Consider the following 673-nt stretch of genomic DNA (forward strand, 5'->3'; position numbering starts at 1 on the left):
CACTATTTCGGAAAGGCGTGTGTAATTCCATAAGAGAATCTCGCGTGAGCTTATCAGCATGATCGAAATCTTCGGGCTTAACGACTTCGGGGTGGATGGGGCCGTGGGCGATTAGCTCAAAGGACCCACACGTCTCGGGTTCGATTCCACTGCTCGTGAGATGGCGGCGTAGTGCGTTCTGATTCTTCACTGAACCGAGGTGCTGTCCCATCCGAATATATGGTGGCGAGGCGTTGGGGCTGGAGTTGTCACCTGTCCGCCCGACATAGAGAAGTTCGCGACCGTCGGCAGCGGCGACCTTCCAGACATAGAGCCAAAAACCGCGCCGCAGCATTTGGCCTGGTAGCGTAAGGCGGAAAGTGCCGATGTCGGTCATTCGTGTCTGTCTCCTCAGAACTCCGCCCGCCAGGTCGCAGCTTTCAGCATCACGGATTTGTCCAGCGGCGGCGCAAGTTCGAAGGCGCGGGGCTGGCGAGCGAAGTCGAACAGTCGCACCAGCCGGAACGCATCCGGCCGCTCCTCCGAGAAGGCGCGCTCGTTTTCTGAGAGCAGAAATGGGGTCTGCTTGTGGCCGGTGGTGGTCTTCACTTCGATCAGACGTTCGCCACCGACCGGATCGAACGACCGAATGTCGTAGCCGGCGCCATCGCCATCTTCCGCCGCAACCCAGCGC

Annotated in this window: 2 protein-coding genes; both read right to left on the reverse strand. The window is 59.6% G+C overall.

Annotated features, from left to right (window positions below; translation table 11 throughout):
- The coding region (locus tag EOA28_RS37700; RefSeq protein WP_128315945.1) for a hypothetical protein at nt 1-376 on the reverse strand (376 nt) is incomplete at its 3' end.
- Between the two features lie 14 nt (nt 377-390).
- On the reverse strand, nt 391-673 hold a 283-nt coding region (locus EOA28_RS37705), incomplete at its 5' end, for a DUF3883 domain-containing protein (protein ID WP_128315946.1).

It is taken from the genome of Mesorhizobium sp. M2A.F.Ca.ET.067.02.1.1, assembly GCF_004023285.1.
Classification (GTDB): domain Bacteria; phylum Pseudomonadota; class Alphaproteobacteria; order Rhizobiales; family Rhizobiaceae; genus Mesorhizobium.